Raw genomic sequence first — 22,639 nt, forward strand, 5'->3', positions numbered from 1 at the left:
GTAACGACGCACATCAAGCTAAGGAGACCCCACATGACCAAATCGCTCCAGGACAAAGTCATCATCGTCACCGGTGCCGGCCGCGGCATCGGCCGCGAGATCGCGCTGCTGTGCGCCGCCGAGGGCGCCAAGGTCGTGGTCAACGATCCCGGCGTCGCCTCGGACGGCTCCGGCACCAGCGCCGCGCCGGCGGAGGAAGTCGTCGAGGAGATCCGGAAGCATGGCGGCACGGCGATCGCGAATTTCGAGAGCGTGTCCGAGGCCATTCCCGCCAGCAAGATCGTGAAGGCGGCGACGGATCATTTCGGCAAGCTCGATGGCGTGGTCAACAATGCCGGCATCCTGCGCGACATGATCTTCCACAAGATGAGCATCGAGGCGTTCGAGTCTGTCATCAAGGTCCATTTGATGGGCTCGTTCTACGTCGCACACTCGGCGGCACGGCTGTTCCGCGAGCAGGAGAGCGGTTCCTTCGTCCACTTCACCTCGACCTCGGGCCTGATCGGCAATTATGGCCAGGCCAACTACGCCGCGGCCAAGCTCGGCATCGTCGGCCTGTCGAAGTCGATCGCGCTCGACATGGGCCGTTTCAACGTCCGCTCCAACTGCGTCTCGCCGTTCGCCTGGAGCCGCATGATCGGCACCATCCCGGCAGAGACGGAGGCCGAGAAGGAACGCGTCGAACGCATGAAGCGGATGGGGCCGGAGAAGATCGCGCCGGTCGTCGCCTATCTCCTGAGCGACGCATCGAAGGACGTCACCGGCCAGATCTTCGCCGCTCGCATGAACGAGATCTTCCTGATGGGCCAATCGCGTCCGCTGCGCTCGGTGCATCGCGGCGAAGGCTGGACGCCGCAGACGATCGCGGAGCACGCCATGCCGGCGCTGAAGCCGTCGTTCTACAAGCTCGACCGTTCGGCCGACGTGTTCGGCTGGGATCCGATCTGAGATTGCGGCGCGCAAAAAGTCTGCTTGCAGCGCACACACTTTCAAGTTGTTTTTTGTTGAAACAACCCGCTGAAAGCCACGATTTTGTCGTATGCTTGCCTCCCAACAAAAAAATGGGAGGACACACATGACAACTCTACGACAGAACGATGTGCAGGGTTCGCCGGCCGGGGCTGACGGCTTCGACCGGCGCACGCTTCTCAAGGGCGTCGCAGGCTTTGCCGCCGCCGCCGCGGCGGTCTCGCCGGCCGCCGCACGCGATTTCGGCGCTGGCGCGGAACCGCAGCGCTATCCCGATCCCGACATCGTCGTGATCGACGAGAAGCGCTTCAAGGCCAAGGTCGGCAACACCGTGATCAAGCGGCTGTTCACCGGCTGCTTGTGGGCGGAAGGGCCGGCCTGGAACACGCAGGGCCAGTACCTCGTCTGGAGCGACATCCCGAACAACCGCCAGCTGCGCTATCTCGACGATGACGGCCACATCTCGCAGCAGTTCCGAAAACCCTCCAACGAGTCGAACGGCAACACCTTCGACTATGAGGGCCGCCAGATCACGGCCGAGCGCACCCGTCTCGTCCGCTTCGAGCACAATGGCTCGGTCACCGTTCTCGCAGAAAAGGCCAACGACAAGCCGTTGAACGGCCCGAACGACATGGTCGTCAATCCCAGCGACAAGTCGATCTGGTTCACCGATCCCGGCTACGGCTCGATCAATTTGTATGAAGGGCAGAACGTCCGCAACGGCTCCAACCAGCCGTTCCAGAAGGAAGCGGTGTACCGGGTCGATGCGCAGTCCGGCGCGATCACCAAGGTGGCCGACGAGCCGTTCAAGCCGAACGGCATCGCCTTCAGCCAGGACTACAAGAAGCTCTATGTCTGCGACACCGGCATCACGCACTATCCGAACGCCAAGAACGTGGTCTGGCAGTACGACATCAACGGCGACAAGCTGTCCAACGCCAAGGTGCTCATTGACATGACGCTGGACGGCAAGTCGGGCTTCCCCGACGGCTTGCGGGTCGACATCGACGGCAACATCTGGGTCGGTGCCGGCTGGGTCGGCGAGGGCTATGACGGCGTCCACATCTTCGCGCCGGACGGCCAGCGCATCGGCCAGATCAAGCTGCCGGAGATCTGCGCCAATGTCTGCTTTGGCGGAAAGAAGCGCAACCGCCTGTTCATGACCGCGAGCCAGTCGCTCTATGCGGTGTATGTGGAGACGCAAGGCGCGCATATCTGTTGAGGAGCGAATAGCGATTAGGGAGGAGCGAATAGCGATTAGGGAGTAGCGAGTAGGGAATAAGGGAAAGCCCCTAGTCGCTACTCGCCACTCGCTATTCGCCCTATCCCGTACAGCCCGTCCGAGAGGCCGCTGCCTTCGCCAATCCCCCACCGTCGTCCCGGACAAGCGCGCGGCACGCGCGCGCAGATCCGGGACCCATAACCCCAGGGAGACGTGAGAGGCGCGATGGTCGATCCCCCTCGCCCATCCACCTCTGCCGGCCTCTCCAATTCCGAGGCGGGACGTCGCTTCGCAGCACAAACACCTGCCAATGAGTTACTCCGTCATGCCCGGGCTTGTCCCGGGCATCCACGTCCTTCTGAGGACGCCGGACCACGTGGATGGCCGGGACAAGCCCGGCCATGACGACGTTGAGAAAGTCGAGTGCAAAGCTCACATCCCCATGTGCGATCGCTGTTTGGTCCTGGCGAGCAAGGGCCGACAAGGACGGCCACCACCCACATTCCGAAAAGAATAATCTACTTGCTATTTTTCGGAAATCATGTATTTCTCTCGCCATCCCGCCTCACTGCAGAGGGGCGTAGCGCGCGATCGTCACGACACGCGAGGCGGGGATGCGATGGCCGCGATGGAGCCGCAGCGTGTCCGATAAGGATGCGCGGACGAACGGCTTTGTTGCGGACGTGAAATCGCGTGGTCCTGGCGCCCCGAAGCAGGCGTCAAGTCCGAGCTGATGCGTAAGCATCGCACGGGCGACGGTGTCTACGAGCCGGCACACCGGGGAGAGCGCGTATAAGCGTGAAGACATCGCGCGGGGAATGCCGGATGTTCGGCTGCACCTGTGGTACCTGCCGCCTGCATTTTTTTCGCAGGCGGGCCATGGGTGAGGCCTTCACCCGGCATTCCCTGCGCCCTCTGCCTGTTTGCGAGGGACACGTTCGCTGCATGCACTCGGGCGCCATGCGCCGCGGGAATGAGATGCCATGTCCCCTTGTTGTTTGAGACTGTGAAATGGAAGATGTCCAAACTCCTCTGCCGTAGGCTGGGCAAAGGCGCGCCTCCGACTTTGCGCCGCAAGCCGCGCTCTTTCGCGCGCCGTGCCCACCATTCCCTCCGACCGCGCAGCTCCACGGTGGGCACGCAACCGCCCTACGGGCGGCCGCTTTGCCCACCCTACGTTTTCTGTGAAACGGAGGATGTTCAAACAACGCTGCGGTCGCAACATTGAACTCATCATCGCAATTCTTTGGACGGTGGAAGATGATCGCAATGCTCATGAAAGCGCCCTCTCCCCTTGCGGGAGAGGGCATGTACAAAGGTGCGTCAAGCTCGGTTGGGTGAGGGGTATGTCTCGACGAGCGCAGCTTGCGGAGAGACACCCCTCACCCGACCGCGTGCATGGGTGGGCCTGTGATGCCCTCTCCCGCAAGGGGAGAGGGCACTGCATCTGACAGTGCACCTGCACGGGACAACCCTGGCCATGATGATGTCGCGGGAGTCGAGCTCAAGCTTAGCCTGTATTTCTCAGCCCCGCCGAGATGCCGTTGATCGTCAGCTGAATCCCGCGCAGCACCTGCTCGTCCGGGTTCTGCGCGCGGTGCTTCTTCAAGAGCTCGACCTGCACATGGTTGAGCGGATCAAGATAGGGGAAGCGGTTGCGCACCGAGCGCTCCAGCAGCGGGTTGCCCTGCAGCAGCCGCTCCTGGCCGGTGATGTCGAGCAGCGTTTCGATCACCAGATTCCATTCGCGCCGGATGCGGCCGAAGATCTTTTCGCGCAAGCCCTCGTCAGGCACCAGCTCGGCGTAGCGCGAGGCGACCGCGATCGAGCTCTTGGCGAGCACCATGTCCATGTTGGACAGCAGCATCCGGAAGAATGGCCACTCCTGATAGAGCTCGCGCAGGAACGGCATGCCCTGCTCGGGATTCTCGGCGATCCAGGTCTCCACCGCGCTGCCAAAACCGTACCAGCCCGGCAGCATCAGCCGGCACTGCGCCCAGGAAAACACCCAGGGGATCGCCCTGAGATCCTCGATCGCGCGGGTCTTCTTGCGCGAGGCCGGACGGCTGCCGATGTTGAGGGTCGCGATCTCGTTGATGACGGTCGAGGCCCAGAAATAGTCGACGAAGCCGTCGGTCTCGTAGACGAGGCCCCGGTAGGCCTTGAAGGCAAGCTCGGAGAGCCGATCCATCGCGGTGAGGTATTCGCGCTTCGGCGCCGGCTGCCGCGGATGCAGCAGGCTGGCCTCCAACGTCGCCGCGGCGAGAATCTCGAGATTGTTGCGGCCGACCTCGGCGTTCGAATATTTGCTCGAGATGATCTCGCCCTGTTCGGTGATCCGGATCTGGCCGTTCACCGCGCCGCCGGGCTGGGCGATGATGGCGTCATAGCTCGGACCGCCGCCGCGGCCGACCGAGCCGCCGCGGCCGTGGAACAGCCTGAGCCGGACGCCATGGCGCTCGAAGATTTCGACGAGGCCAATCTCGGCCTTGTAGAGCTCCCAGCCCGAGGTGACGAAGCCGCCGTCCTTGTTGCTGTCGGAATAGCCGAGCATGACCTCCTGCACGGCGCCGCGGCTGTCGACCAGGCGGCGATAATCATGCAGCGCCAGCATCCGGTCCATGATGCCGCTGGAGGCCTGAAGGTCCTCGATGGTTTCGAACAGCGGCACGATGTTGACAGCGCAGCGGCCCGAGGGATCGATCAGGCCGACCTCCTTCAACAGCAGCGCGACCTCGAGCATGTCCGACATGCCCTTGCACATCGAGATGATGCATTGGCAGATCACATCGGCGCCGAAGGTGGCGTGGGCCTCGGCGGCGGCGCGGAACAGAGCGAGCTCGCCGACCGTCTCGTCGCTATATTTGACGAACTGCGACACCAGCGGCCTGGTATTGCGCAGCTCGCTGACCAGCAGGCCGACCCGCGCGTCCTCGCTGAGCGCCAAATAGGACATGCCGGGCATGGCAGTGTCGATCAGCTCGGCCACGGTGCGCTCGTGCACCGCCGAGTTCTGCCGGATGTCGAGCCGCGCCAGATGGAAGCCGAAGCAGTCCACTGCGCGCCGCAGCATCCGCAGCCGGCCGCGCGCGATCACCTCGGCATTGTTGGCGATCAGCGAGCGATGCAGCACGTCGAGATCGTCCTGCAGCTCCTTGACGCTGTCATAGGGCGCGACATCAGCCACCGGCAGCCGGCTGATCTGGATGCTGAGCTTCTTCGCCGTCGCGGCAAGGCGCGCATAGATGCCGGACACCGCGAGACGATAGGGCTCGCCGCGGCGGTGCGGCGAGGAGTCGGGCGAGCGCTCGGCGAGCGCGCGCAGCTCCTCGGAGACATCGGCGAGATGCGCCGCCATCGACAGCTCGCTGCCGAGCAGATTCAGTTCCTCAAGGTAATAGTGCAGCGCGAGGCTCGATTGCAGCTTCAGCGTTCCGCGCATCACCTCGGCGGTTACGAACGGATTGCCGTCGCGATCGCCGCCGATCCAGCTGCCCATCCGCAGGAACGAGGCGAGATCGCCGGCCACCTCGGCGCCGTCGTTGAGGCGGTCCTCCAACGAACACAGCAGGCGCGGCACCTCGCGCAGGAAGGTGTAGTCGTAGAACGACAGCCCGTTGGTGACCTCGTCGAGCACCGTCAGCTTGGTCCGGCGCAGCAGGTTGGTCTGCCACAAGGTCAGCACAGCGCGGCGCAGCGCCTCGTCATTGGCCTCGCGCTCGTCCGGCGTCAGCTGCATCCGCTCGCGGCGGTCGAGCAGCGTGGCGATCTCCATCTCGCGGTCCATCGTGCTCTTGCGCCGCACCTCGGTCGGGTGCGCGGTGAGGACGGGGCTGACAAGGGCGGAGGCGAAGAACTTGCGCAGGTCGGCGGCATCGAAGCCCGCCGTCTTGGCATGAGTGAGAGTTGCCGCCAGCATGCCGGCGCCGCCATTGGCATCGGTCCTGGCGCGCATGCGCCGGATGTTGTTCTGGTCCTCGGCGATGTTGGCGAGGTGGGAGAAATAGCTGAAGGCGCGGACGATGCGGACGGTCTCCGCGGTCGTCATGCCGTCGAGGATGTGCTCCAGCTCATGCCGCGCCTGGCGGTCCTCGTCGCGGTGGAAGCGCACCGAGGTCTGGCGTATCAGCTCGACGAGGTCGAACAATTCGGCGCCCTCCTGGTCGCGGACGGTGTCGCCGAGGATGCGGCCGAGCAGCCGGATGTCGTCGCGGAGCCTCGCATCCTCCTCCATCGCCTGCGCCTCGGCGGCACGGTTGGGACGGATTTCCTCGGTCGTCATGGTTTGCGGCGACATGGATGCGCTCTCCAGCAGCTGCCTATTTACGGGTCAGTCTGCCGTATCTGTACCGCAGCGCAAGATCAAGAAAGAGGCTTTGCCTGCCCTATTCGATGCTGTTGTCGTGTCCTCATCGTTGCCGGGTCGTCCGATCCGTCAGATTTTCCGCCCCGCCTGCTCCCAATACGGATCACGCAACCGCCGCTTGAAGATCTTGCCGGAGTCCTCGCGCGGCAATTTGCCATGGATTTCAATGTGCCTGGGCACCTTGTAATCGGCCAAAGAGGCCTTCAGCCGCGCCTTGATCTCGCCGGTGTCCAGCACCACGCCCGGCTGCGGCTCGACCACCGCCATCAGGGCCTCGCCGAACTCGGCATCGGGGATGCCGAACACGGCGCAATCATGCACGCCGGGCACGGCATGCAGCACCGCCTCGATCTCGGCCGGATAGATGTTGACGCCGCCGGAGATCACCATGTCGCGCTTGCGGTCGCACAGGAAGACATAGCCGTCGGGATCGATGTAGCCGACGTCGCCCGAGGTGATGAAGCCGTCGCGATCGATCTCGGCGCGCTTCTCCGGCTTGTTGTGATAGGTGAAATCGGGATTGCCTGGAATGCGCGAATAGATCTCGCCGACCTCGCCCTGCGGCAGGATGCGGCCGTCCTCGCCAAGGAAGCGCAGTTCGGCCCCCGGCGAGACCTTGCCCACGGTGCCGGGCTTGCTCAGCGCATCCTCGGAAGTCGCGAAGGTGACGGCGCCGGATTCGGTGGAGCCGTAGAATTCGTAGATGACGGGCCCCCACCACTCGATCATGGCACGCTTGACGTCGGCGGGACACGGCGCCGCCGCATGGATGATGTGACGCAGCGACGAGACGTCGTAGCGGCGGCGCACCGCCTCCGGCAGCTTCATCAGCCGGATGAACATCGTCGGCACCATGAAGATGGTGTCGATGCGCTCTTGCTGGATGATGCCGAGAAATTCCTCCGGCTCGAAGCGCGGCATCAGCACCAGCGCGCCGCCGAGCCGGCCGGCGCGCAGGCCGAACGCGTTCGGCGCCGAATGATACAGCGGCCCCGGCAGCAGCGCCCGCGAGCCCGGTTTGAGGCCGTAGATCAGCGCCCGCATGCGCTCGGCCGACGCCGCCTGCTCGACCGTCGGCGCGTTGCGGCGGACGCCCTTGGGATGGCCGGTCGTGCCGGAGGTGTAGATCATGTTCTGCGGCTGCGGCACCTGCGGACCCTCGTAGGGGCTCTGCTGGGCCAGCCAGCTCTCGAGCTCGGTCGCAAAGTCCGGGGGTTCGAGCAGATCCGCGCTGATCTTGTAGTTGGCCAGGATCTCCGGCGGTGTCCGGACGCTGAGCACGGTGACACCGGCTGGAATCAGGCCGCGCAGCTGATGCAGCAGATCCGCATGCCCGACCAGCACCTTCGTGGCGGAGTCCTTGAGGATGTAGTCGATCTCCTCCGGCTTGAAGTGCCAGTTCACCGGCACGCCATACGCCCCCAGCCGCATCGCGCCATAGGCGGCCTCGATGAAGGCGATGTCGTTGCGCATCAGGATGCAGACGCAGTCGCCCTGGCGCACGCCGAGCTGCGCCAGACCGCTCGCGATGCGCGCGGCGCGGTCGGCAATGTCGGCGTGGCCGCGGCGGCGATCGCCGGAGACGATGCCGCAGAACAACGAGGAGGTTTCCATGATTCAATGGTCCGATCTGGCGCCGGTTCGATCCGGAGCGATGCGCAGCATCGCCCCGGAATGACGTTGTCAGTCCGCGAATTTCGGGGCGCGCTTCTCGATGTTGGCGCGGACCGATTCGAGCTGGTTGGGGCTGCCGATCAGCTTCTGCTGCTCGACCGATTCCGCGAGCAGTGCCGGACCCGGATCGACCGAGAGATTGTTCAGCATCCGTTTGGCGGCGCGGATCGCATCTGGATTCTTGCCGGCGATCTCTCGCGCCGCCTCCAGCGCCGCCGCGCGCGGATCGGCGCAAATGCGCGTGACCAAGCCGTAAGCCTGTCCCTCCTCCGCCGAAAACACACGGCCGGTGTAGGTGAGCTCGCGCAGGATGTCGTCACGCACGAGCGTCGCCAGAACCGGCGTGCCCGCCATGTCCGGCACGAGGCCCCACTTGATTTCCATGATCGACATCTTGGTGTCGGGCGCGACGTAACGCATGTCGGCGCCGAGGGCGAGCTGGAAGCCGCCGCCATAGGCCACGCCATGCACTGCAGCAATCACCGGCACCGGCAGCTGCCGCCAGCCCCACACCGCCTGCTGGGCGAAATTGGCCTTGCCGTGGGTGCGAATGGTGAGATCGCGCTTCTCGCCGCCCGCAATACCGTTGCCGCCATTTTCCTTCATCGCGGCGAAACGCACCATGTCGAGGCCGGCGCAAAACGCCCGCCCTTCGCCCGACAGCACCACGGCGCGCAGGCCCTTTTCCTTCGACAATCGCTCGGTCGCCGCCACCAGCGCCTCGAACATCGCGACATCGAGCGCGTTCATCTTGTCGGCCCGGACCAGCCGGACATCGGCGACGCCGTCGGTGATCTCGATCGCGACCCGGTTCTCCATGATGCGGTTCTCCCTGCGTGTGGTCTTTGTGACTTTACAGAAGGCTGTCAGAGCGATTTAGTCAATCGACCAATTAACTCACAACATCTCAGGCAGGAAGCTCCCATGTTCAAGGACAATCTCCTCGAAGGTCGACGCATTCTGGTGACCGGCGGCGGCACCGGATTGGGCAAGTCAATGGCCGCGCGCTTCCTGCAACTGGGCGCTGAGGTGCATATTTGCGGGCGGCGGAAAATCGTCTGCGACGAGACTGCGACCGAACTGATGGACCTCTATGGCGGTCGTGTCACCAGCCACGGCGTCGACATTCGCAATGCCATGGCCGTGGAGGAAATGATCGAGGCCATCTTCCAGGAAGGTGGCCTGACCGATCTCATCAACAATGCCGCCGGCAACTTCATTTCCCGCACCGAGGAATTGAGCCCGCGCGGCTTCGACGCGGTCGCCAACATCGTGATGCACGGCACCTTCTATGTGACGCATGCCGTCGGCAAGCGCTGGATCGCGGCGAAGCAGCCGGGCAACGTCGTCTCGATCACGGTGACCTGGGTGCGCAACGGCTCTCCTTACGTGGTGCCGTCGGCGATGAGCAAATCGGCGATTCACGCGATGACGATGTCGCTCGCGACCGAATGGGGCCGCTACGGCATCCGCCTCAACACGATCGCGCCGGGTGAGATCCCGACTGAAGGCATGAGCAAGCGCATCAAGCCGGGCGACGAGGCTGGCGCCCGCACCAAGGCGATGAACCCGATGGGCCGCGTCGGCACCATGGAGGAATTGCAAAACCTGGCGGTGTTCCTGATCTCCGGCGGCTGCAACTGGATCAATGGCGAGACCATCGCGATGGACGGCGCCCAGGCGCTGGCGATGGGCGGCAATTTCTATCAGCTGCGCGACTGGAGCGACGACGACTGGACCAAGGCCAAGGAGTCGATCAAGGCGCAGAACGAGAAGGACCGCGCGACCCGCACGAGCTGATGAGGCAACCACGCTGGTGATCGGCCGTGGACGCGCCGTGGACTGACCAAAAGCTACTCGCTCCGGCTCGCGTCGGGGCGAGGACGAGACAAAGAACAAACAACAAGACACAATCGGAGGGGAAACATGTCCGTCACGACGGCAACGTCGACGCTGGTCGACGTCGTGCGCAAACAGGCACAGTCGCTCGGCTCCGCCACCGCCTACGAGTTCGAAGGACGCATCACGAGCTTCACCGAGTTCGACCGCAGGACCAACCAGGTCGCCAACGCACTCAAGGCGCTCGGCCTCAAGCCAAATGAGCGGATCGCCTATTTCGGCAAGAACAGCGACAGCTATTTCGAGCTGCTGGTCGGCGCGATGAAGGCCAATGTCGTGATGGCGCCGGTGAATTGGCGTCTAGCCGGCCCCGAAGTGGCCTTCATCGTCGAGGACTGCAAGGCCCCCGCCCTGTTCGTCGGGCCCGAGTTCATCACCATGATCAGGAACATCCGCGATCAGATCCCGAGCGTTCGGCACATCATCACCACCGAAGGCGGGGCGCCGGAATGGCAGGACTATGCAGCCTGGCGCGACGCTCAGAGCACGGACGATCCGGGCGTGACAATCACGCCCAAGGACATCGCGCTGCAGCTCTACACCTCGGGCACCACCGGCAAGCCGAAGGGCGCGATGCTGTCGCACGCCAACTTCCTCAACCTCGTCAACACCGGCAATCCCGAGGAGAAGCCGGACTGGAACAAATGGTCGACCGAGGACGTCTCGCTGATCGCAATGCCGATCTTCCACATCGGCGGCTCCGGCTGGGGCCTGATGAGCCTCTATCACGGCGCCCGCGGCGTCATCGCGCGCGAGTTCGATCCGACGAAAATCCTCGACTTCTTCGAGCAGTCCGGCATCACCAAGCTGTTCATGGTGCCCGCCGCGATGCAGTTCGTCGTGCGCCAACCGCGCGCCCGAGAGGTAGATTTCTCGCGCCTGAAATACATGCTCTACGGCGCCTCGCCGATCCCGGCGGCGCTCTTGAAGGAATGCATCGAGGTCTTCAAATGCGGCTTCGTGCAGATGTACGGCATGACCGAGACGACCGGCACCATCATCGCGCTGCCGCCCGAGGATCATGTCGAGGGGCTGGAGCGGATGCGCTCGGCCGGCAAGCCGCTCCCCGGCGTCGAGGTTGCGATCATCGATGTCAATGGCAAGCCTCTGCCGCCACGCGACGTCGGCGAGATCGCGACGCGCTCCGGCTCCAACATGGCCGGCTATTGGAATCTTCCCGAGGCGACCACTCGCACCCTCGGCAAGGACGGCTGGCTGCGCACCGGTGATGCCGGCTACATGGATGAGGACGGCTATGTCTACATCCACGACCGCATCAAGGACATGATCATCTCCGGCGGCGAGAACATCTATCCGGCCGAGGTCGAGAGCGCGATCTGCGACCATCCCGATGTCGCCGAGGCCGCCGTGATCGGCATCCCCGACGACAAATGGGGCGAGGCCGTCAAGGCGATCGTCGTGATGAAACCGGGCAAGCGCGCCACCGAGACCGACATCATCAATTTCACCCGCACCCGCATCGCCGGCTTCAAGACGCCGAAGAGCATCGACTTCCTCGACGCCCTGCCGCGCAACCCCTCCGGCAAGATCCTGCGCCGGAATCTGCGCGACCCGTATTGGGCGGGAAAGGACCGCCAGGTGAATTGAGTGGACGCAGCACGATCCGCCGCTCGCGCCAGTCTGAATTTCGCTCGCGGTGGTGCCTGTCGATGAGCACCACGTTGCCGCACGATCGGTTCGTAGGGTGGGCAAAGCGCCGCCGCAGGCGGTGCTTGCCCACCGTGTCTCGGCGTTCGCGCAAGCCAATGGTGGGCACGGCACGCGCAAGAGCACGGCATGAACGCGGCGGCGGATGCGCACCTTTGCCCACCCTACGTACCCTTGCCGTCATCGCGAGTGAAGCTCGCGATGACGGCGCGCCGGTCAAAATTACCTCACCTCTTGTTCGCCCCCATGTACCCGAACAGGAAGCCCGCCACCTTGCGCATCTGGATCTCCTCGCTGCCTTCGGTGATGCGGTAACGGCGGTGGTGGCGGTAGATGTGCTCGAACGGCTTGTGGCGCGAATAGCCCACCCCGCCATGGACCTGCATGGCGCGGTCGGCCGCCTCGCAGCACAGGCGATTAGCCCAGTAGTTGCACATCGACACCTTGTCGGACAGCGTGTGCTCGACCTGGGCCTGGGTGAGCTGGTCCATCTCCCAGGCGGTCTTGCGGATCAGGAGCCGCAGCATCTCGGCCTGCGTCGCCAGCTCCACCAGAGGCCATTGGATCGCCTGGTTCTCCGCCAGCGCCTTGCCGAATGGCTTGCGCTCACGCGCGTAAGTAACGCTCTCGTTGATGCAGAACACCGCGGCACCGAGCGAGCTCGCGGCCTGGCGGATGCGGTTTTCGTGCACGAAGCACTGCGCGAGCGACAGGCCGCGACCGACCTCGCCGAACAGCGCATCCTCCGGCACGAACACGTCGGTGAAGCTGACGCGCGGATGGTCGGTCGGCATGTTGAAGGTCCAGAGATACTCCTCGACCTTCACGCCGTCGGCCTTGGCCGGCACCAGGAAACAGGTGATGCCGCGCGCATCGCCGTCATTGCCCGAGGTGCGCGCGAACAGCGCGCAATGGGTGGCGACGTGCATGCCCGTCGTCCACATCTTCTCGCCGTTGATCAGCCAGCCCTTGACGTTGTCGCGGGTGGCCGGGACGGCCTTCGTCTCCATGTGGGTGGCGTCCGAGCCGTGATGCGGCTCTGTCAGGCCGAACGTGATGCGGTACTTGCCGGTGATCGAGCCGTCGATCATCGCCTTCTGGTCGTCGCGGCCGTAGCGGTCGAGCATCGTGACGATCGGCAGATTGCCGACGATCGAATGCTCGTTCTGCAGGTCGTTGTGCAGGCCGAGCCCCTTCGACGCAAAATGCTCGCGGATCACCGCCATCCAGAGATTGGAGCCGTCCTTGCCGCCATAGCGCTTGGGGATCGCGAAACGCAGATGGCCGGCCGCGTCGGCACGATCCTTGGCCTTGCGCAGCAGCTGCTCCCACTCATGCCGCGGCAGGCCGCCATTCTCGAAATCGGTGCGCGCCCATTCGCGGCGATGGTCGAAGAAGCGGATGTTGTCGTCGGCCTCCTCCAGCGGCTTAATCTCGGCTTCGATGAAGCGGTCGAGCTCGTCGAGATAGGCGACGAGCTCCTTCGGCAAGGAAAAATCCATGGCGTGTCTCCCTCTGCGTGTCGTTGTTGTTATTGCGCTGGACCGGCGAGGCTTCTGCCCATGGGCATTGCGTGCTTGTCGCGCGCAGCGCCGTTGCGTATTTGGATGACCTTAAGGTCGGCGCAGGCGCTAAGCTTGCGCGAGGTTGCCAATCATCAGAAAACAGGAGGAACGGCCGATGGAGCTGAAGTTTTCGAAGATCGCGCGCAAGGGACCGATCACGATCGTGACACTGTCGCGCCCCGAGGTCTACAACGCGTTGCATACCGACGCACACTACGAACTTGAGGCGGTATTCGACGGCTTCGCCGCCGATCCCGAGCAATGGGTCGCGATCGTCACCGGCGAGGGCGACAAGGCGTTCTGCGCCGGCAACGATTTGAAATGGCAGGCGGCCGGCGGCAAGCGCGGCTGGGGCCGAAGCGGCTTTGGCGGCCTCACTTCGCGATTCGACTGCGACAAGCCGCTGATCGCCGCCGTCAATGGCGTCGCGATGGGCGGCGGCTTCGAGATCGCGCTCGCCTGCGACCTGATCATCGCGTCGGAGAACGCGACCTTCGCTTTGCCTGAGCCACGCGTCGGCCTCGCCGCGCTCGCCGGCGGCCTGCAGCGGTTGCCGCGCCAGATCGGCATGAAGCGCGCGATGGGCATGATTCTGACCGGCCGTCACGTCGGCGCCCGCGAGGGCCACGAGCTCGGCTTCGTCAACGAGGTGGTGCCGCAGGGCGAGGCGCTGACCGCCGCCGAGCGCTGGGCCGAGACCATCGCCAAGAACTCGCCGATGTCGATCCGCGCCTCCAAGCAGGCGATCGAGAAGGGCCTCGCCGTGTCGCTGGAGCAGGCCATCACCGAGCAGCGCGACTATCCGGCGGTGCAGGCGATGATCCACTCGCAGGACTATGTCGAGGGACCGAAGGCGTTCTCCGAGAAGCGGCCGCCGAAATGGCTGGGGCGGTAAGTCCGCGGTGCGGGTTTCACCCCACTCCGTCATGGCCGGGCTTGACCCGGCCATCCACGTCTCGCGGCAGATTCGTGAGAAGACAGATGCCCGGGTCAAGCCGGGGCATGACGCCGGAGAGTTAGGAGCCATCAGTGCCCCTCCCCACCTCGCGCTTGTAGGAGGCGTAGTTCGGCTGATCGACGGCAAGCTTGGCGAGCGTCGTCTGCCAGAGGTGATCCTTCAAGCCCGGCGTTGTGAGATCAACGGCACCGTTAGCGATCTGCTCCGAAAGCGTTCGGTTCAGCGTGAGCAGGTCACCGTCGCGTCCAAGCAGCTGCTTCAGCCGAGCATGCTCCTCGTCCTCCGCTGCAGCCGCCTGCGTCAGCTGCCGCACGACGAGATCGAGCGCATTGATGCCGACCCTGAGCTTGAAGGCCTGGTGGCCCGAGATCAGCGGCGCGATGTCGGTGCGCAGGAAGTCAGCCACGGCCTGCACCAGTTCGGTCGGCGTCGGTTCGTCCTGCATCAGCCCTCTCCCCGCGGCGCCAGCAATCGCAACAGATCGATCTCGGTTTCCGAGGCGCGGCGGCCGATCATCGCGCGTTCCGTCGAGTGGTCGGGGCCGATGCGGAATCGCTGCATCATGCCGCAGCACATCACGCCCCAGCGCAACGTGCCCATGACCTCCCAGAACTTGACCCGTGCCGAATCCACCTTGCGCCCAGCGGCCTCGTAGCCGGCGAACAGCTCCTCGCGCGGGCCGAAGCCGCCGACCGGCTTGTCGATCTCGCCGAACCGCCAGGAGTTGACACAGATCCAGCCGAGGTCCTCCATGGGGTCACCGAGATGGGCGAGCTCCCAGTCGAGCACGGCACGAACACCATCGGCACCGATGATCAGATTGCCGTTGCGGAAATCACCATGCACCAGGGTCACCTCGGCCGACGGGCCGGGATCGTTCTGCGACAGCCAGCGCAGCGCCAGATCGAACACCGGCCGCGGCCAGTCGAAGCTGCCGTATTCGCGCGCGAGCTCTGCGATCTCCGTCGTCGTATTCATCTCGCGCAGATCAGGCAACGCGTCGCGTGCGATGCTGTGAATGCCGGCCACAATCTGTCCAAGCTGGCGCGCGAGACGTGGCCGCGCTTGCGCATAGTCAGCATCGCGCAAAATCTTGCGCGCGATGGTCTCGCCGTCGACACGGCGCATGATGAAGCCGGTTCCGAGATCGTCTGAAGGCTGCAGCACGTGCAACACCTCGGGCGACGGCACGCCGGCCGCATAAGCCAGCCGCATCAGCGCCGCCTCGTTGTTGAGCCCCGCGGCGCGGCCGGGTGCGGCGCCATAGCCCTTTGGCGAGCGGCGCAGGATGGCGCCGACATCGCCGTCGGGATGGACGATGTCGAAGCGCCATGTCTCCTGGCTGGCGCCGCCGGAGAGTTTGGCGGCGCCGCGCACGCCGGTCGCGCCCGGCATGAACGCAGCGACACAGCGGGAGAGCTCGGCCTCGATCATTGGCCCTTGAACTTGGCCGGACGCTTTTCGAGGAATGCGGTGACGCCCTCCTTGAAGTCCGACGTGCCGCCTGCGATGCGCTGGGCCTGGAATTCCGCGTTGAGCTGTTCCTCGAACGAGTTCTCCGGGCTGTCCCAATACAGCCCGCGAATCTGCGCGAGCGCGACCGTCGGTCCGTTGGCGAGCTCATGCGCGAGCTTCATCGTCTCCTCCTTCAAGGCCGCGTCGTCATAGACGCGGTTGACGAGGCCCCATTGCAATGCCGTCTCCGCCGGCAGCTTCTCGCCGAGCAGCGACAGCTCGATCGCGCGGGCCTTGCCGACGAGGCGCGGCAGCAGCCAGGTCGAACCGCAATCGGGCACCAGGCCGATGCGGCGGAAGGCTTGCAAGAAGTAAGCGGACTTCGCGCACAGGATCATGTCGCCCATCAGCGCGAAGCTCATGCCGGCGCCGGCGGCGGGACCATTCACCGATGTCACGATCGGGCAATGCAGATTGCGCAGGCGGCGCAGGAACGGATGGAAGGCGGTCTCGAGCGCAGCGCCGGCATTGCTGCGGCCGGGCTTGGCCTGCGCGTTGCGGCCCTGCAGATTGGCGCCGGTGCAGAACGCGCGGCCCGCGCCTGTCACGACGAGGCAGCGCACCTCGGCCTTCTTCTCCTCGATCTCGTCGAGCGCCTCGGCCAGCCCGCCGAGCATGTCGATCGAGACGGCGTTCATGACCTCCTGGTGATCGAGCGTAAGGACGGCGACGGGCCCGTCGAAATCGAGCGTGACGTGCTTGAACTGCATGGTTTCCTCTCAAGAGCTTGTCGGTCGCTGCATTCTTCGCGGCGGAAATTCGAAGCGCAGCGCGGTTCGAGCAGCATATTTGATTTTTGCGCTTCGCTTGTCCATGGTTGGATCATCCAAATAACCGAAGCGCTGATAGCGCGCTCACATCGACGGAAACGCCTATGACTCTATTCGATCTCACCGGCCGTGTGGCCGTCGTCACCGGCGGCAATGGAGGCATAGGCCTCGGCATCGCCCAGGCACTTGCGTCCAGTGGCTGCAACGTCTCGATCTGGGGCCGCAACGCCGAGAAGAACAAGGCCGCTGCAGCCTCGATGGCCGCAGGCCCCGGCAAGGTCGATACCCGTGTGTGCGACGTGACGAGCTCCGCCTCCGTCAATGAGGCGATGAAGGCGACGCTCGACATTTTCGGCCGCGTCGACGGCTGCTTCGCAAATGCCGGAATCGGCGGCGGCGGCCGCAAGCCCTTCATCGAGCGTAGCGAGGAGGAATGGCGCACGATGTTCGCGACCAATCTCGACGGCGTGTTCCACGCCTTCCAGGCGGCTGCCAGGCACATGACGGCGCGCGCCGAAGCTGGCGATCCGTTCGGCCGGCTGGTCGCGACGTCGAGCCTGGCCTCGCTGTTCGGCACCGCGCGCAACGAGCACTATGCTGGAACGAAGGCCGCGCTCAACGCGCTGTGCCGTGCCCTTGCCGTCGAGCTCGCGCGCTACGGCGTGACCGCGAACGCCATCCTGCCCGGCTGGATCAAGAGCGACATGACCGCGGGAATCATGGGCAACGAGAAATTCGTCGCCAACGTGATGCCGCGCATTCCGGTGCGCCGCTTCGGCGAACCGTCGGATTTCGGCGGCATCGCCGTCTACCTCATGAGCAAGGCGTCGTCGTATCATACCGCCGACTGCTTCGTGATCGACGGCGGCTATACCGCGTTCTGACCGGCCAGGAGGTACGGTGGACCGGTGCGCCGGTCCACCGAGGCCAGATTCGTTCCCGCCCCCTATTCCAAGATTTCCGAAATTTAATGCTGTCTGAGCTGCCACGCCCCCGTGACCTCGGCGTTATCCCCCATCACATGACGAGGAGAACTCCAAGGGAAGGACGCCATGAAGCGCGGTGTGACGGTTTTGGCCTGTGTGTCTGCCCTGGCTGTGGTCGGCTATTTCGCCATGGCCAAGTGGGGTATCGCGCATGAGAGCCGCGAGTTCTTCGATGCCGCGCGGCAGCGGCCGATCACGGTCGACGTCGCGGTGCGACGGGACTATGAGATGAAGGCCGATGCCGGGCTGTGGCGGCTGCCGGTCGCGATCATCAGCAACGGCAACACCGTGAAGAACACCGAGTACTCGTTCCTCGCGAACGTCTTTGCCGCCCGCGGCTATCTGGTCGCCAGCATCCAGCAGGACCTGCCGACCGATCCTCCGCTCGTAACCAAGGTCGGGATGCCCTATGTCGGCCGGCTCGACGTCTACAAGAAGGGCGAGGCCAACATCCTCTGCGTGCTGCGGGAGATGAAGCAGCGTCATCCCAACGCCGACTACGAGCATCTGACGCTGGTCGGCCATTCCAATGGCGGCGACACTGCGATGTATTTCGCCCAGGAGCATCCGAACCTCGTCTCACAGGTGGTGACCCTGGACAATCTGCGCGTTCCGTTCGTCATCCGGGACAAGCTGAAGATCCTGTCGTTCCGGTCCGATGACCCCGAGTTCAAGACCGACCCGGGCGTGCTGCCCTCGCATGTCGACGGAAAGAACCGCATCGACATCATCAAGACCGAGTTCCAGCACACCTGGATGAGCGATCGCGGCCCCTACACGGCGCGTGAGCGGATCCAGGCGACGCTCGACAAATATCTCGGCGGCGAGACGACCAGCCAGCTGGCGCCGGCCGATACCGACAATCTCATCGTCACCAACGGCGCGGCCGCGCTGCCCTGAGCCGCACGCGCATGCGAGAGCCGCTGCCCTCTCTGCCCTCTCGCGGCGCAATTTGCGTCCGAGAGTTGGGCAGAGACAGCCCTCTGAAAGCCGAGGCAAGGCAACGGTACAGCCTGCGGCAAACCGGGAAACGTGGTTGGCAGCTGCGCATCGCGCAGCCGCCGAAACGCGATCTCAACACTGTTAGTTCTGCGGCTTCTTGGCCGGCGGGCCGTTCTTGTTGCCCGGCATGCCCTTGATGTTCGACGGATCCTGCGCGCTGACGTCCGGGTTCTGCCGATTGATCGTTGGCGCAGCACCGACCGTGCCGCTGCCATTGTCAATCGACGCTCCATTCTTGTTGCCGGGAGCGCCCTGGATGCCGGCTCCGGAATTCTGCGCGCTCGTCGGCGACGTGGTCGGCTGGCCGCCCTGCGCCAGGGCCGAGGTGGCCGAGACGACGAGCGCAAACGCAAACAGGCTGATCATGGGTTTCATGGCGTGACCTCTTTCTGTCATTGCTGTGCTGGTCGAACGTGGCGCCGCCGCAGCCGTTCCTCGGGATCCTGGAATTTCCGAAGGCGCCGCTGCAGCCGTGACGCGCAGCCGCTGCCCGCAATATCGGCTTCCGCATCGCATCAACGCCCACTACGGTCGGGTCACCAACGCACCAGAGGCCAACCCATGGAATACCTCTCGACCGATCTCAGCCCGCGCGAGCGCTACAAGATCCTGACCTCCTTCGTGCTGCCGCGTCCGATCGCCTGGGTGACGACGACGAGCGAGAGTGGGGTCGTCAACGCTGCGCCGTTCTCGTTCTTCAACGTGCTCGGCGAGGACCCGCCGCTGTGCGTGTTCGCGATCAATCTGCGGCCCGACGGCCGGGTCAAGGATACGCTCGTCAACATCCGCCGGGCCGGCGCGTTCGTCGTGCACATCACCGACGAGCCGTTGGCGCAGGCGATGCACGAGACCGGCGGCGACTTTCCGCCCGACGTGAGCGAGCCGGATCATCTCGGATTGAAGCTGGCGCCGTCGCGCATGATCGGGGTGCCGCGACTGGCGGAGGCGCCGTTCGCGATGGAGTGCAAGACCTGGCAATTGATCGACGTCAACGGCGACCGCGTGCTGGTGCTCGGCGAGGGCCTCGCCTTCCACATCCGCGACGAACTGTGGAACACGGAGAAGATGCGGGTCGAGATGGAGCTGTTCCACCCGGTCGGGCGCATGTTCGCCGACCGCTATTGCCGCACGAATGACCGGATGGATTTCCCGCCGGCGAAGGGATTGGGGTGAGGTAACTCACCGTCATTGCGAGCGAAGCGAAGCAATCTAGAGTTACGCGCGCGACTCTGGATTGCTTCGTCGCTTCGCTCCTCGCAATGACGGTTGGTGCTCACCATGACCGCAGAATCGTAGGGTGGGCAAAGCGGCGCCGTCAGGCGACGCTTTGCCCACCCTCGGTGGTGGTGAGTCAAGGCGGTGGGCACGGCGCGCGAGACTGTGTTTGCCGAAATGGCGGTGGAGTGCCTTTGCCCACCCTACAGGAGCAACTACAAGAGCAACGCGAGCAACTACTTGCCCGGCCCAATCTTGTCCTGCGTCTTGGTGTCGAAATCGGATGCGTCGTGGCGTTCGTGCAGCTGGCTGGCTGGATCGCCAGAGACGCGGTTGACCATGCGGCCGCGCTTGACGGGCGTGCGCTGGGCGATCTGGTCGGTCCAGCGCTGCACATTTTTGTAGTCCTGCACCGAGAGGAATTCGCCGCCTTCGTAGAGCAGCCCCTTCGACAGCGCGCCGTACCACGGCCACACCGCGATGTCGGCGATGGTGTAGTCGGGGCCGGCGAGATATTCGCTCTCGGCGAGTCGGCGGTCGAGCACGTCGAGCTGGCGCTTCACCTCCATCGCGAAACGGTCGATGGCGTATTCGATCTTGGTCGGCGCATAGGCATAGAAATGGCCGAAGCCGCCACCGAGATAGGGCGCGGCGCCCATCTGCCAGAATAGCCAGGACAGGCATTCGGCACGCTTGGCGGGCTCGGTCGGCAGCAAGGCGCCGAACTTCTCGGCGAGATACACCAGGATCGCGCCGGACTCGAACACGCGGACCGGCTCAGGCCCGCTGCGGTCCAAGAGCGCCGGGATCTTCGAGTTCGGATTGATCGCGACGAAGCCGGAGCCGAACTGGTCGCCCTCGCCGATGCGGATCAGCCAGGCGTCATATTCCGCACCGACATGGCCGAGCGCCAGAAGCTCCTCCAGCATCACCGTGACCTTGACGCCGTTCGGCGTCCCCAAGGAATAAAGCTGCAAGGGATGACGGCCGACCGGCAATTCCTTCTCGTGCGTGGGCCCCGCGATCGGACGGTTGATGTTGGCGAAGCGGCCGCCGCTGGCCTTGTTCCAGGTCCAGACCTTGGGCGGCACATAGCTGTTCTGTTCGGACACGAATGACTCCGGCGTGAGCGGCGATAAAGGAGCAGAGGTTTTAAGCGCATATGCCGCGGAGCGGAAGCCGTGCTGCGCGCGGGCGCCGCCAGCATTTTCTGCATTGCCTGGTCGAACCTGCGGTGACAGAACCGAGACAAGACAACAATGACGGCTCGTCACGGGCCGCTCCTGCCTGGAAACGTCCATGACTGCAACTCTGCCCCCGGAACGCATTGCCGTGATCGTCGGCGTCGGCGAAGTCGTCGATCGCCCCAAGGACGTCGCCGAGGGGCTGGAGCCGCTGGCGCTGCTCGAGCAGGCGATCCGCCGCGCGGAAAATGACGCCGGCGCCAAGCTGATCCAGGGTCTCGGCTCGCTCGACGTCGTGAACTTCCTGAGCTGGCGCTATCGCGACCCTGAGCAGGCGCTGGCGCAGCGGCTCGGCGTCAAGCCGGCGCACTGCTATTACGGGCCGGTGGGCGGCGAGAGCCCGATCCGTTTTCTGCATGAGGCCGCCTTGCGCATCGCGCGCGGCGAATGCGAGGTCGCGGTGGTCTGCGGCGCGGAGGCGCAATCGACCGCGACCAAGGCCGAGCGTGGCGGCGTCGCCCTGCCCTGGACGCCGTTCGCGCACGATGTCGAGGAGCCGAAGCGCGGCGCAGCGTTCCAGAAGCCGCTGGCGGTGAAGCTCGGCGTGTTCCGTCCGGTCTCGGTCTATCCGTTCTACGAGGTCGCGAGTTCAGCGAAATGGGGGCAGACGCCGCGGCAGGCGCTCGCCGAATCCGGCGAGCTGTGGTCGCGCTTCTCGGCGGTCGCCGCCTACAATCCGAATGCCTGGCTGAAGCGGCATTTCGCGCCAGAGGAGATTACCACGCCCTCGCCCGACAACCGCGCGATTGCCTGGCCTTACACCAAGCTGATGGTGGCCAACCCCATGGTCAACATGGGCGCGGCGCTGATCCTGACCAGCCTCGCCAAAGCGCGCACCGCGGGCATTGCCGACAATCGCATGATCTATCCGCTCGGTGGCGCCTCGGCCGAGGACCCGCGGGACTATCTCACGCGCGATCAGTTCGCCGAGAGCCATCCGCAGAACGCGGTGCTGCAGGCGGCGATGAATCTCGTCGGCGGCACGGGCGCGGCCTTCGACGTCATCGAGCTTTACAGCTGCTTTCCCTGCGTGCCGAAGATGGCGCGGCGAACCCTGGGGCTCGGCGCAGACGTCGAGCCGACCGTCACCGGCGGGCTGACCTTCTTCGGCGCGCCGCTCAACACCTACATGACGCATGCCGCCTGCGCGATGGTGCGGCGGCTGCGCGGCGGTGGCGGCGCCAGGCGCGGCCTGCTCTACGGCCAGGGCGGCTTCGTCACCAAGCATCATGCGCTGGTGATCTCGCGCGAGCCGCCCTCGTCGTTGTCGCAGGACGTCAGCGCGCAGGCCGAGGCCGACCGCCAGCGCGCCGCGGCGCCGGCGTTCGTCGGCGAAGCGGCGGGCCCCGGCAAGGTCGAGAGCTTCACCGCGCTGTTCGATCGCAACGGCGAGGTCGAGCACGGCGTGGTGATGCTGCGCACCGAGCAGGACACGCGCACGCTCGCGCGTGTGCCGGCGCATCACCAGGCGACGCTGGCGCGGCTGATGGATCAGGACCGGTCACCTGTCGGCACGCTCGGCGCGATCACCATGGCGGCCGACGGCGTGCCGGAGTGGCGGGTCAATTAGGACAGCCTGCAGCGCC

At 64.9% G+C, this 22,639-nt stretch carries 18 protein-coding genes; 9 read left to right on the forward strand and 9 right to left on the reverse strand.

Going from position 1 to position 22,639, the window contains the following annotated elements:
- Nucleotides 1–33 precede the first annotated feature (33 nt).
- Nucleotides 34–948, forward strand: a complete 915-nt coding sequence (locus tag QQL87_RS24030) for an SDR family oxidoreductase (RefSeq protein ID WP_284421217.1) — start codon at nucleotides 34–36, stop codon at nucleotides 946–948.
- A 127-nt stretch (nucleotides 949–1,075) separates the two neighbouring features.
- Nucleotides 1,076–2,191 (forward strand): SMP-30/gluconolactonase/LRE family protein, encoded by a 1,116-nt coding sequence (locus QQL87_RS24035; RefSeq protein ID WP_284421219.1) that lies wholly within the window; start codon nucleotides 1,076–1,078, stop codon nucleotides 2,189–2,191.
- Nucleotides 2,192–3,701: 1,510 nt separating this feature from the next.
- Here the strand turns inward: QQL87_RS24035 and ppc are convergent.
- The 3 genes from ppc to QQL87_RS24050 all read right to left on the reverse strand — a co-directional run bounded on the left by ppc (nucleotide 3,702) and on the right by QQL87_RS24050 (nucleotide 9,050).
- The gene (ppc, locus tag QQL87_RS24040; RefSeq protein ID WP_284421220.1) at nucleotides 3,702–6,488 is read right to left on the reverse strand and encodes a phosphoenolpyruvate carboxylase; all 2,787 of its coding nucleotides are present in this window, start codon (nucleotides 6,486–6,488) and stop codon (nucleotides 3,702–3,704) included.
- A 138-nt stretch (nucleotides 6,489–6,626) separates the two neighbouring features.
- Nucleotides 6,627–8,171: an acyl-CoA synthetase gene (locus tag QQL87_RS24045; protein WP_284421221.1), complete on the reverse strand. Its 1,545-nt coding sequence runs from the start codon at nucleotides 8,169–8,171 to the stop codon at nucleotides 6,627–6,629.
- A gap of 69 nt (nucleotides 8,172–8,240) precedes the next feature.
- The gene (locus QQL87_RS24050) at nucleotides 8,241–9,050 is read right to left on the reverse strand and encodes a crotonase/enoyl-CoA hydratase family protein (RefSeq protein ID WP_284421222.1); all 810 of its coding nucleotides are present in this window, start codon (nucleotides 9,048–9,050) and stop codon (nucleotides 8,241–8,243) included.
- A 105-nt stretch (nucleotides 9,051–9,155) separates the two neighbouring features.
- Here QQL87_RS24050 and QQL87_RS24055 point away from each other — a divergent pair, with 105 nt between their 5' ends.
- Both QQL87_RS24055 and QQL87_RS24060 read left to right on the forward strand, forming a co-directional pair.
- Nucleotides 9,156–10,031 carry an SDR family oxidoreductase gene (locus QQL87_RS24055; protein ID WP_284421223.1) on the forward strand — a complete coding sequence of 292 codons (876 nt, stop codon included), beginning with the start codon at nucleotides 9,156–9,158 and terminating at the stop codon, nucleotides 10,029–10,031.
- Nucleotides 10,032–10,157: 126 nt separating this feature from the next.
- Nucleotides 10,158–11,738 carry a fatty acid--CoA ligase gene (locus QQL87_RS24060; RefSeq protein WP_284421224.1) on the forward strand — a complete coding sequence of 527 codons (1,581 nt, stop codon included), beginning with the start codon at nucleotides 10,158–10,160 and terminating at the stop codon, nucleotides 11,736–11,738.
- A 287-nt stretch (nucleotides 11,739–12,025) separates the two neighbouring features.
- Here the strand turns inward: QQL87_RS24060 and QQL87_RS24065 are convergent, their stop codons facing one another.
- Complete coding sequence (locus QQL87_RS24065) at nucleotides 12,026–13,300, reverse strand: acyl-CoA dehydrogenase family protein (protein ID WP_284421225.1); 1,275 nt, start codon at nucleotides 13,298–13,300, stop codon at nucleotides 12,026–12,028.
- Nucleotides 13,301–13,478: 178 nt separating this feature from the next.
- On the opposite strand from QQL87_RS24065, the gene QQL87_RS24070 reads away from it, so the two are divergent.
- Complete coding sequence (locus QQL87_RS24070) at nucleotides 13,479–14,258, forward strand: enoyl-CoA hydratase-related protein (RefSeq protein WP_284421226.1); 780 nt, start codon at nucleotides 13,479–13,481, stop codon at nucleotides 14,256–14,258.
- Between the two features lie 121 nt (nucleotides 14,259–14,379).
- On the opposite strand, the gene QQL87_RS24075 is transcribed toward QQL87_RS24070, so the two are convergent.
- Genes QQL87_RS24075 through QQL87_RS24085 form a run of 3 tightly spaced genes read right to left on the reverse strand, consistent with a single transcriptional unit; the run spans nucleotide 14,380 to nucleotide 16,546 of the window.
- On the reverse strand, nucleotides 14,380–14,766 hold the full coding sequence (locus tag QQL87_RS24075; protein WP_284421227.1) for a DUF6285 domain-containing protein: 387 nt from the start codon (nucleotides 14,764–14,766) through the stop codon (nucleotides 14,380–14,382).
- Nucleotides 14,766–15,755, reverse strand: coding sequence for a phosphotransferase family protein (locus QQL87_RS24080; RefSeq protein WP_284421228.1), 990 nt, complete (start codon nucleotides 15,753–15,755; stop codon nucleotides 14,766–14,768). Before QQL87_RS24080 ends, QQL87_RS24075 begins: the two co-directional genes overlap by 1 nt.
- Nucleotides 15,752–16,546, reverse strand: a complete 795-nt coding sequence (locus QQL87_RS24085; protein WP_284421229.1) for an enoyl-CoA hydratase/isomerase — start codon at nucleotides 16,544–16,546, stop codon at nucleotides 15,752–15,754. The genes QQL87_RS24080 and QQL87_RS24085 overlap by 4 nt, the downstream gene beginning before the upstream one ends.
- Nucleotides 16,547–16,710: 164 nt before the next feature.
- Here QQL87_RS24085 and QQL87_RS24090 point away from each other — a divergent pair, with 164 nt between their 5' ends.
- Both QQL87_RS24090 and QQL87_RS24095 read left to right on the forward strand, forming a co-directional pair.
- Entirely contained in the window at nucleotides 16,711–17,490 is a 780-nt protein-coding gene (locus QQL87_RS24090; RefSeq protein WP_284421230.1) for an SDR family NAD(P)-dependent oxidoreductase, read from the forward strand.
- Nucleotides 17,491–17,658: 168 nt separating this feature from the next.
- A complete protein-coding gene (locus QQL87_RS24095) occupies nucleotides 17,659–18,492 on the forward strand; it encodes an alpha/beta fold hydrolase (protein WP_284421231.1) in 834 nt (277 codons plus the stop codon).
- Nucleotides 18,493–18,675: 183 nt separating this feature from the next.
- Here the strand turns inward: QQL87_RS24095 and QQL87_RS24100 are convergent, their stop codons facing one another.
- A complete protein-coding gene (locus QQL87_RS24100) occupies nucleotides 18,676–18,969 on the reverse strand; it encodes a hypothetical protein (RefSeq protein ID WP_284421232.1) in 294 nt (97 codons plus the stop codon).
- Nucleotides 18,970–19,155: 186 nt separating this feature from the next.
- Between QQL87_RS24100 and QQL87_RS24105 the strand changes: the two genes are divergently transcribed.
- Nucleotides 19,156–19,767, forward strand: a complete 612-nt coding sequence (locus QQL87_RS24105) for a flavin reductase family protein (RefSeq protein ID WP_284421234.1) — start codon at nucleotides 19,156–19,158, stop codon at nucleotides 19,765–19,767.
- Between the two features lie 278 nt (nucleotides 19,768–20,045).
- On the opposite strand, the gene yghU is transcribed toward QQL87_RS24105, so the two are convergent.
- On the reverse strand, nucleotides 20,046–20,921 hold the full coding sequence (yghU, locus tag QQL87_RS24110) for a glutathione-dependent disulfide-bond oxidoreductase (RefSeq protein ID WP_284421235.1): 876 nt from the start codon (nucleotides 20,919–20,921) through the stop codon (nucleotides 20,046–20,048).
- 187 nt (nucleotides 20,922–21,108) lie between these two features.
- Between yghU and QQL87_RS24115 the strand changes: the two genes are divergently transcribed.
- Nucleotides 21,109–22,623, forward strand: a complete 1,515-nt coding sequence (locus QQL87_RS24115) for an acetyl-CoA acetyltransferase (protein WP_284421236.1) — start codon at nucleotides 21,109–21,111, stop codon at nucleotides 22,621–22,623.
- The last annotated feature ends 16 nt before the right edge of the window (nucleotides 22,624–22,639 follow it).

Source organism: Bradyrhizobium sp. SSBR45G (assembly GCF_030159255.1).
In the GTDB taxonomy this organism is placed as follows: domain Bacteria; phylum Pseudomonadota; class Alphaproteobacteria; order Rhizobiales; family Xanthobacteraceae; genus Bradyrhizobium.

Coding starts and splice junctions, on each gene's coding strand:
- QQL87_RS24060 (WP_284421224.1), top strand. CDS start 10,158: ATGTCCGTCACGACGGCAACGTCGACGCTGGTCGACGTCGTGCGCAAA.
- QQL87_RS24090 (WP_284421230.1), top strand. CDS start 16,711: ATGACTCTATTCGATCTCACCGGCCGTGTGGCCGTCGTCACCGGCGGC.
- QQL87_RS24085 (WP_284421229.1), bottom strand. CDS start 16,546: ATGCAGTTCAAGCACGTCACGCTCGATTTCGACGGGCCCGTCGCCGTC.
- ppc (WP_284421220.1), bottom strand. CDS start 6,488: ATGTCGCCGCAAACCATGACGACCGAGGAAATCCGTCCCAACCGTGCC.
- QQL87_RS24055 (WP_284421223.1), top strand. CDS start 9,156: ATGTTCAAGGACAATCTCCTCGAAGGTCGACGCATTCTGGTGACCGGC.
- QQL87_RS24050 (WP_284421222.1), bottom strand. CDS start 9,050: ATGGAGAACCGGGTCGCGATCGAGATCACCGACGGCGTCGCCGATGTC.
- QQL87_RS24105 (WP_284421234.1), top strand. CDS start 19,156: ATGGAATACCTCTCGACCGATCTCAGCCCGCGCGAGCGCTACAAGATC.
- QQL87_RS24045 (WP_284421221.1), bottom strand. CDS start 8,171: ATGGAAACCTCCTCGTTGTTCTGCGGCATCGTCTCCGGCGATCGCCGC.
- QQL87_RS24070 (WP_284421226.1), top strand. CDS start 13,479: ATGGAGCTGAAGTTTTCGAAGATCGCGCGCAAGGGACCGATCACGATC.
- QQL87_RS24115 (WP_284421236.1), top strand. CDS start 21,109: ATGACTGCAACTCTGCCCCCGGAACGCATTGCCGTGATCGTCGGCGTC.
- QQL87_RS24100 (WP_284421232.1), bottom strand. CDS start 18,969: ATGAAACCCATGATCAGCCTGTTTGCGTTTGCGCTCGTCGTCTCGGCC.
- QQL87_RS24080 (WP_284421228.1), bottom strand. CDS start 15,755: ATGATCGAGGCCGAGCTCTCCCGCTGTGTCGCTGCGTTCATGCCGGGC.
- QQL87_RS24065 (WP_284421225.1), bottom strand. CDS start 13,300: ATGGATTTTTCCTTGCCGAAGGAGCTCGTCGCCTATCTCGACGAGCTC.
- QQL87_RS24035 (WP_284421219.1), top strand. CDS start 1,076: ATGACAACTCTACGACAGAACGATGTGCAGGGTTCGCCGGCCGGGGCT.
- QQL87_RS24075 (WP_284421227.1), bottom strand. CDS start 14,766: ATGCAGGACGAACCGACGCCGACCGAACTGGTGCAGGCCGTGGCTGAC.
- QQL87_RS24095 (WP_284421231.1), top strand. CDS start 17,659: ATGAAGCGCGGTGTGACGGTTTTGGCCTGTGTGTCTGCCCTGGCTGTG.
- QQL87_RS24030 (WP_284421217.1), top strand. CDS start 34: ATGACCAAATCGCTCCAGGACAAAGTCATCATCGTCACCGGTGCCGGC.